The organism is Gordonia sp. NPDC003950, assembly GCF_053605205.1.
Map to the genome: position 1 here is coordinate 84,686 of NZ_JBSGIT010000017.1, position 7,242 is coordinate 91,927.

Consider the following 7,242-nt stretch of genomic DNA (forward strand, 5'->3'; position numbering starts at 1 on the left):
CGATGTCTTTTACCCTTCGGCGCCTCGGCCTCGGCCTCGCCACCACAGCGATCACCCTGACCGCCGTCTGCGGCGGAGCCTCGATCGCACACGCCGCACCGCTCGAGGGCTTCACCTACACACCGTGCAGCCAGAAGTTCCGCACGCCGGTGGACCTCACGAAACCGGAACGGCCGATCTATCTCAGCCCCTACGGCACCGCCGGGATCTACTGCTTCACCATCTCGGGCAACCGGTCGGTGACCTACCTACAGCGCGGACCGTTGGGCGATTGGCACTACATGTATCCGTTCGCGCCGAACGCGTACTACATGCAGCTCATCGCCAGCTACCCGCCGTCGACGACGAAGCCGTTGCCGCGCTGACCAATTCGCATCGGACCGCGATACCCGGAGATCAACTCGTCGGCGTCCAGCCCAGCGCCGGCCCCAATCGCTGCGCCATGTCGGAGATGATCTGCGCGTAGTCCGCGGCGGCGAAGCTGAAGGGCAGGGCGAACGCCACCTCGTCGGCGCGCCGAAAACCGGCGTGCGCGTGCAGGATCTGCGCGATCTCTTCGCTGGGCCCGACGATGTCGGCGGCGAACATCATGCCGCGCGGTCCCTGTGGGGTGAGTGTGCGTTCGAATCGTGATGCGGCGTAGGCCCGGTACCGCTCGATCTGGCCGGGTGTCGCGGAGTCGGTGGGGATCACGACGAGCCCCTGCGAGACGCGCGCCGCGGCGGGATTCGGATGATGGGCGAGATAGGCATCGATGTGCTCGGCCTGGATCGTCGCGAAATCCCGCGACTCGGTACCCTCGATCGACACCACCGACGACGTCAGATAGTTCAGTCCCTGCCGCCCGGTCCAGATCGCCGAATCCCGACCACCGCCGTACCAGACCCGATCGGCGAGTCCCGGCGAGTGAGGCTGGACGCGGCGGGAGAACGATTCGATTCCGACGACCCCTTCGAAGGCGCTGACCGGCTCCCCGCGCAGGCACGTCAGCAACCGCAGCACACGATCCTTGGAGAAGTCCTCGATGTCGAAGGTATCGGGGTACAGCGACGCCTTGACGTCGTCGTATCGCATCGGGGTTCCCACGGACACACCCGGATTGACGCGTCCACCGGACAGGAGGTCGACGGTGGCGAGATCCTCGGCCAACCGCAGCGGGTTCTCCCAGCCGAGTGGGGTGACGGCGGTACCCAATTCGATGCGACGGGTCCGCACGGCCGCGGCCGCCATCATCGCCACCGGCGAGGATATCCCGTACTGCAGATGCCGGTGTCGTAACCACACGCTGTCGAATCCGAGGTCCTCTGCGCGTTCGATCACCGACAGCGTCTCGAGATGACCCTCGCGGGGACGGTCGGGATCGAACGATCCGATGGTGAGGAAGCCGAGCTTGCGCAACGGACGGTCCGGGGTGGGCATGAAAAACGGGTTCCTCTCGTACCGGCGCGGCGTCGTCCCCAACAGTCTGCACCATCGATACGACTCAGTTGCGCCGTCGCCGATTGCGTGGTGTGAGAGTCTGTTTCGCATGACCCCGACATCGAACGACGCCGGTCGGCACACGTTCGCCGGCGACAATCACGCCGGCGTCCATCCCGACGTGCTCGCCGCCATCACGCGGGCCAACCCCGGACACCAACCCGCCTACGGTGGTGACCTCCACACCGCGGCGTTGCGCGCGACGATTCGCGAGGTCTTCGGTCCCCGAGCCGAGGTGTTGCCGGCCTTCAACGGCACCGGCGCAAATGTGGTCGCCCTCACCGCTGCCACACCCCGGTGGGGAGCGGTCATCACCACCGACACCGCTCACATCGCGACATCCGAAGGTGGTGCGCCCGAACAGATCTCCGGGATCAAACTGCTGACGGCCGCGACCGCCGACGGAAAACTCACTCCCGATCAGATCATCGAGAAGGTCGCCGCCCGGGGAGATCCGCAGCGCGCGCAGCCGTCTGCGGTGAGCATCACCCAGGTCACCGAGCTCGGCACGGTGTACTCCGTCGACGAGATCGCCGCGATCTGCGAGACCGCACACCGCCTCGGTCTGCCAGTGCACCTCGACGGGTCCCGATTGTGGAACGCCGCGGCCGCGCTCGAGGAGTCCTTCCGTGCGTTCACGACCGATGTCGGGGTGGATGTACTCAGCCTGGGCGCAACCAAGAACGGTGCGCTCGGCGCCGAGGCGGTGGTCGTCATCGACCCCGATCGCATCGCGGGTATCGAGTATGTCCGAAAGGCCGCCGCGCAGTTGCCGAGCAAGATGCGGTTCCTATCGGCGCAACTCGAGGCCATGTTCACCGACGATCTCGGGCTGCGCAACGCTCGCCATGCCAATGCCATGACCCGGCGGCTGCGTACCCATCTCGAGGCCGCCACCGCAGACGGCGCACTGCCCGGTTTCGGTTTCGCCCAGGACAGCCCGGCCAACGCGATCTTCGCCACGCTCCCCGTGGACATCGCCGACGCCATCCGCGGCGACGTCTACTTCCACGACTGGGCACGCGAGCGGGGTGAGGTGCGCTGGATGACATCGTGGGACACCACTCCCTCGGACGTCGATGGGTTCGCCGAGATCATCCGGCAGCAATTCGCATCCGGGTCGCCGGTTCGGCGGGACTGATCGAGTACGCCAGTCCCATTCGGCGCAAGGCGACTCCGGCCACGAACCGGCGGGTCCGGCCGATCATGTGGTTGATGTCGGCGAGAGTCCACCCCGGCGCATACCGCAGGATCGGATCGCGGTCGGTCACCGGTTCGAGAAGCGCGATGTCGGCGGCGACCCCGGCCACCTGCCCTGCGTCCAGGACCGTCGTCCGTCGCCGGCACACCGCATCACGGGTCCCGGCACCGGGCGCAACCAGCGCCGAGGCCGGGCGCGGCGCGGCGTCACGTCCCGATCCGCGCCACAGCAGGGCGCTGAGCACGAACCACCGGTCATCGAGGCACAACATGTCGACATTGCGCATCTCGGGAACCATCGTCCAGACGATGGGCCGGGCGCGGGCACCGATACCCGAGGCAAACGAACCCGAACCGACGGCCACCGGTACCAGACCCCAGGCATCGGCGAGAGGATCGGCGGGGATGACCGAGATCGGGTCACGGCGCGCGGCCTCGACGGCGTCCGCGCGCACCGGATAGGCGTAGTAGCGACTTGTCATGTCGCACATGGTTGCTGCCGCCGGTCCGTGATCGGCGCCCCTCGGTGCGATATGTGGACACATCCACCGATATCCACAGCCGGGCTGTTTCTCCTCGGCAGGCATCGTCGGTGCGGGATCCCGGTGCGGGATCCCGGTGCGGCATGCCACAGAGTGATCCTGGCCACTACGAGGACCATCAGGGGCCACCTTCACGCCCACAAGTGTTGCGGGACAACCACTCGCGTCTCCGAGCACCCGGCCGGGACGCGATCGTGATCGCACCCGCGTCCGCGTAGCATCGCGGGGCGAGTCCGCCCGCCCATCCCTGCTCGTCGTGCCCGAAAGGTGTCATGTCTGCTGTGTCCGCCCAGTCAGCGATGCGGAACCCCTCGGTGCGGCACCACCAACCGGGCCTCGCGGTGGGCGCGACGTGGGCGGTGGGTGCACTGGCCTATCTCGTCGCCATCACCAATCGCACCTCGATGTCGGCTCTGGGAATCGATACCGCCCACCACTTCTCGATCGACCCGGCGACACTGTCGCTATTCGCGGTGATCCAGCTCGGCGTGTACGGCGTCGCGCAGATCCCGGTGGGCATGGCGTTGGATCGGTACGGGTCGCGGGCGGTGCTGACCGTCGGTGTCGGGCTGATGGCGGTGTCGCAGGTGGTGCTGGCGGCGGCACCGAGCGTGTGGATCGCCATTGCGGCACGCGTGCTCCTCGGCGCGGGCGACGCCGCGGTCTTCCCCTGCGTGCTGCGCATCATCGGGATTCGCTTCCCGCGACGGAGCGCGCCACTGATGGTGCAGATCACCGCGGTCATCGGGCAGTTGGGTCAGGTCGTCAGCATCATCCCCTTCGCCCATCTCGTACACGCCAAGGGCTGGCAGTCAGGCTTCTTGCTCCTGGCCGCGACGGCGGTGTTGGTGGCGGTCCTGTCGGCGGTGTTCGTCAGCGACGGTCGACGGCCCACCACCACCGGCGTATCAGGTTCGGCGGTCGGCGCCCGGCTACGCGCGTCGATCACCGAGCCCGGCACCCGGCTGGCGTTCTGGACACATTTCGTCACCCCGTTCTCCGCCAATACCTTCGGGGTCCTGTGGGGCTTTCCCTTTCTGGTGGCGGGCGAGGGCGTTCCCGAGTCGACCGCACGGACGGTCCTGGTCACTTCGGTGTTGGTGGGTGTGGTCGCCGGCCCCGTCCTCGGCCTGATCTCCGCCCGATTCCCCGCTCGGCGTGTTCACCTCGTGGTCGGGCTCGTCGCCGGTCAGGTGCTGGCGTGGGGCGCGGTTCTGCTCTACCCGGGCACGGCACCGCACTGGGTGCTTTATCTGCTCGCGATGGCGATCGGCGCGGGCGGTCCGGCGTCGATCGTCGCCTTCGACTTCGCCCGTGAATACAATCCGACCGACCGGCTGAGCACGGCCACCGGCATCGTCAACGCCGGCGGGTTCCTGGCCAGTGTGATCGCGATCCTGTTGATCGGTCTGACGCTGAACCTCACGTCGGATTCGCCGGGCGTCTACGGTCCGGCATCGTTCCGGGTGGCAATGCTGTGGCAGATCCCGCTGTGGCTCGTGGGCACGACGATGGTGTGTCGGGAGTACCGACGTACTCGCGCGGCGAGGAGTCCGAGTCGAGTGCCGGGCGACTAATCCGACGGGTCGTGCGCCGGCGAGACGCAGAACTGATTGCCGTCCGGGTCGGCGAGTGTCACCCACGCGAAATCGCCGATCGCGTGCTCGGCGATCCTCGTGGCGCCCGCGCCGACAAGGGAATCGACCTCGGCGTCGACATCGGTGGTGGTGAGATCGAGATGGATGCGGTTCTTGCCGGGCGTCGGATCGTCGACCTTCTGAAAACCCAGAACCGGTGCGCCCGGCGCCACCCCGGACACCATGACGAAGAAACCGTCGTTCTCGGCGATGACGGTGCCGCCGATGCGTTCCGACCACCACCGCGCGAGCGGGATCGGATCGGTGGTGTCGACGGTGATCATGCCCAGGGTCAGAGTCATGAGACCCATTGTGGATGGGTGGCTCGGGGGTGCCCGGAGCGGGCCCGCCGTCATCGCACAACGCGCCACTCCACGACGATCACTCCACGACGGTCACTCCACGACAAAGACGGGTATCAGGCGATCGGTCTTGGTCTGGTACTCCGCGTACGGCGGATACGCCGCCACGGCCAACGTCCACCAGTGCTCACGTTCGTCGCCGTCGATCTCGCGCGCCGTCATCTCCCGCACGGTGTCGCCGTCCTGGACGGTGACCTCCGGGTGCGCCTTGAGGTTGTGGTACCAGGAGGGATGGCTCGGCGCGCCGCCCTTGGACGCGACCATCGCGTAGCGGCCGTTCTCCTCCACCCGCATCAGCGGGACGTACCGCTTCTTACCCGACTTGGCCCCGGTGGTGGTGAACAGCACGATGGGCCGGTCCAGCACCTGCACACCGTCGGTGGTCCCCTGCTCGAGAATCGTCGCGGTCTGGGTGCGGACCCACTCGGTGGGGCTGAGTTCTGGTTGTTCAGTCATACCGGGACACAACACCGGTCAGCCGCCCCTATTCCGGCCGCCGTGTCGCGGCTCGACCGACGGCCCGGCGAATGCGACATTCCTCACGTCGGTAGACGCACACATCGGGCTTGACTTCTTAGGTTAGGCTAAGGCAATCTTCGCGATATGTCGAAGAAGATGATCATCACCATTGCCGCCGGCGCCGGAGCCGTTGCCGCCATGGCCGCCGGAGCCGGGCATTCTTCCGCCGCGGTCGCCGAGGGAACCTACAACTACTGCGTGCAGACCCAGTACGGCTCCTCGGTGGAAGAACGCTGCAACGAATACCGGGTGGAAGGCGACAAGCTCATCGGGCCCGCCAACACCCCGCTCACCCTCATCAGCACACCCAACGGCGCGTATGCCGACATCGAGCCGGTCAGCCGGGTGACCTTCATCAAGACCGCCGATGGATACAAAGCGATCAATTCCGTGCTCGGCGTTCCCATTGCGACGTCGACCTTCAATCCCGTCACCGACTGATCACACCCGACTGATCACACCCGACTGATCACACCCGACTGATCACACCCGACAACGCACGAGGCGCCGACCGCCTCGTGCGTTGTCATCTCCGCGTCACCTCACCTCAGGGCGGGAAGCGACAGGGGCAGCGGAACCGACGGATGCGACACCGGCTGCGCCGATGCGGCCGCGCTCGGTGCCGGTGTGGTGACCACGACCTGCCCGGACACGTCGTGACGCGGCGTCGAGGTGGGTGTGTCGAGGGGTACCTCCCAGCCACGTTGGTATCCCGTTGCCGCACCGACGATTGCGCCGGTCGTCACCGCCGGGATCTCCACCAGCGATGCCACGAGGGCGGTACCGACGAGCGGACCCACCACGAGACCCGTTGGCAGGAACGGTATCCCGAAGACGAGGCCGACCGTTCCGCCGACTACCGCACCGACGGTCGCGGCGACCGGCGCGGCCACCACACCACCGACCACGGCGTCGCCGACCATGTGTTCGGCGACCGTGTCCGCACGTTCCGGCCCGACTCCGTTGCTCTGCAGGACGTCGGAAATCCCCTGTACCACTTCCCCTGACGTGGCGGTGACCTCGGCCGCCAGCGCCGGCGAAACCGCTCGTGGACGATGCAGCCGGAGGTGGCCCACCTCGACCGTGTCCGTATCCGCCGCCGGTGTCGACGTGGATGCGGGCACCGCCATTCCGAAGAGACGCGTCTCGGCCGATGTAGAGGGTGACCCCGGCACGACCTGCGATACGCCTACCACGCCACCTGCCGCGGTCCACGGCACCATCCCCGACACGGCGTCTGCGGCCTCGAGCGCGTTCCGAACGACCGGATGGACCGGTGTCGCGTCGCCGCCGATCGGGACCGCGAGCGGAGTCGTCCGGGTCGTGGCCGCGGACGTCGGTGCGTCGGCGAGCACCGGAGCCGCGGCCAGCACCGTGGCCGTCATCGCGGCACCCAGAAGCGTGGCGACCGGAAGATGAGATTGAGGACGGCGGTGCGAGGTCGGGCCGGCGGATTCGCTCATGGGGTACCTCCCTGGTGATCGGGAGACGAGAGCTACTGCA

9 protein-coding genes are annotated in these 7,242 nt (G+C 67.5%); 4 read left to right on the forward strand and 5 right to left on the reverse strand.

Features of this window, described 5'->3' with window-relative positions:
- The first annotated feature begins 2 nt into the window (after positions 1-2).
- Positions 3-365 (forward strand): hypothetical protein, encoded by a 363-nt coding sequence (locus ACWETB_RS16035; protein ID WP_449744353.1) that lies wholly within the window; start codon positions 3-5, stop codon positions 363-365.
- 31 nt (positions 366-396) lie between these two features.
- On the opposite strand, the gene ACWETB_RS16040 is transcribed toward ACWETB_RS16035, so the two are convergent.
- Positions 397-1,419: an LLM class flavin-dependent oxidoreductase gene (locus tag ACWETB_RS16040; RefSeq protein ID WP_449744352.1), complete on the reverse strand. Its 1,023-nt coding sequence runs from the start codon at positions 1,417-1,419 to the stop codon at positions 397-399.
- A 109-nt stretch (positions 1,420-1,528) separates the two neighbouring features.
- Between ACWETB_RS16040 and ACWETB_RS16045 the strand changes: the two genes are divergently transcribed.
- Entirely contained in the window at positions 1,529-2,620 is a 1,092-nt protein-coding gene (locus ACWETB_RS16045; RefSeq protein ID WP_452212205.1) for a threonine aldolase family protein, read from the forward strand.
- Here ACWETB_RS16045 and ACWETB_RS16050 read toward each other — a convergent pair.
- Positions 2,574-3,161, reverse strand: coding sequence for a hypothetical protein (locus ACWETB_RS16050; RefSeq protein WP_449744350.1), 588 nt, complete (start codon positions 3,159-3,161; stop codon positions 2,574-2,576). The genes ACWETB_RS16045 and ACWETB_RS16050 overlap by 47 nt on opposite strands.
- A 332-nt stretch (positions 3,162-3,493) precedes the next feature.
- Between ACWETB_RS16050 and ACWETB_RS16055 the strand changes: the two genes are divergently transcribed.
- Positions 3,494-4,798 carry an MFS transporter gene (locus ACWETB_RS16055; protein ID WP_452212207.1) on the forward strand — a complete coding sequence of 435 codons (1,305 nt, stop codon included), beginning with the start codon at positions 3,494-3,496 and terminating at the stop codon, positions 4,796-4,798.
- Here the strand turns inward: ACWETB_RS16055 and ACWETB_RS16060 are convergent.
- Positions 4,795-5,160 carry a VOC family protein gene (locus tag ACWETB_RS16060; RefSeq protein ID WP_449744348.1) on the reverse strand — a complete coding sequence of 122 codons (366 nt, stop codon included), beginning with the start codon at positions 5,158-5,160 and terminating at the stop codon, positions 4,795-4,797. The genes ACWETB_RS16055 and ACWETB_RS16060 overlap by 4 nt on opposite strands.
- A gap of 93 nt (positions 5,161-5,253) precedes the next feature.
- Complete coding sequence (locus ACWETB_RS16065) at positions 5,254-5,676, reverse strand: nitroreductase family deazaflavin-dependent oxidoreductase (RefSeq protein WP_348805918.1); 423 nt, start codon at positions 5,674-5,676, stop codon at positions 5,254-5,256.
- A 147-nt stretch (positions 5,677-5,823) separates the two neighbouring features.
- Here ACWETB_RS16065 and ACWETB_RS16070 point away from each other — a divergent pair, with 147 nt between their 5' ends.
- Positions 5,824-6,180 carry a hypothetical protein gene (locus ACWETB_RS16070; RefSeq protein WP_449744346.1) on the forward strand — a complete coding sequence of 119 codons (357 nt, stop codon included), beginning with the start codon at positions 5,824-5,826 and terminating at the stop codon, positions 6,178-6,180.
- A 101-nt stretch (positions 6,181-6,281) separates the two neighbouring features.
- Here the strand turns inward: ACWETB_RS16070 and ACWETB_RS16075 are convergent, their stop codons facing one another.
- The gene (locus ACWETB_RS16075; protein WP_452212210.1) at positions 6,282-7,202 is read right to left on the reverse strand and encodes a hypothetical protein; all 921 of its coding nucleotides are present in this window, start codon (positions 7,200-7,202) and stop codon (positions 6,282-6,284) included.
- Between the last annotated feature and the right edge of the window lie 40 nt (positions 7,203-7,242).

What these genes read in the sequence shown, in the direction of transcription:
- ACWETB_RS16045 (WP_452212205.1), top strand. Translation starts at nt 1,529, where the DNA reads ATGACCCCGACATCGAACGACGCCGGTCGGCACACGTTCGCCGGCGAC.
- ACWETB_RS16050 (WP_449744350.1), bottom strand. Translation starts at nt 3,161, where the DNA reads ATGACAAGTCGCTACTACGCCTATCCGGTGCGCGCGGACGCCGTCGAG.
- ACWETB_RS16075 (WP_452212210.1), bottom strand. Translation starts at nt 7,202, where the DNA reads ATGAGCGAATCCGCCGGCCCGACCTCGCACCGCCGTCCTCAATCTCAT.
- ACWETB_RS16070 (WP_449744346.1), top strand. Translation starts at nt 5,824, where the DNA reads ATGTCGAAGAAGATGATCATCACCATTGCCGCCGGCGCCGGAGCCGTT.
- ACWETB_RS16040 (WP_449744352.1), bottom strand. Translation starts at nt 1,419, where the DNA reads ATGCCCACCCCGGACCGTCCGTTGCGCAAGCTCGGCTTCCTCACCATC.
- ACWETB_RS16055 (WP_452212207.1), top strand. Translation starts at nt 3,494, where the DNA reads ATGTCTGCTGTGTCCGCCCAGTCAGCGATGCGGAACCCCTCGGTGCGG.
- ACWETB_RS16060 (WP_449744348.1), bottom strand. Translation starts at nt 5,160, where the DNA reads ATGACTCTGACCCTGGGCATGATCACCGTCGACACCACCGATCCGATC.
- ACWETB_RS16035 (WP_449744353.1), top strand. Translation starts at nt 3, where the DNA reads ATGTCTTTTACCCTTCGGCGCCTCGGCCTCGGCCTCGCCACCACAGCG.
- ACWETB_RS16065 (WP_348805918.1), bottom strand. Translation starts at nt 5,676, where the DNA reads ATGACTGAACAACCAGAACTCAGCCCCACCGAGTGGGTCCGCACCCAG.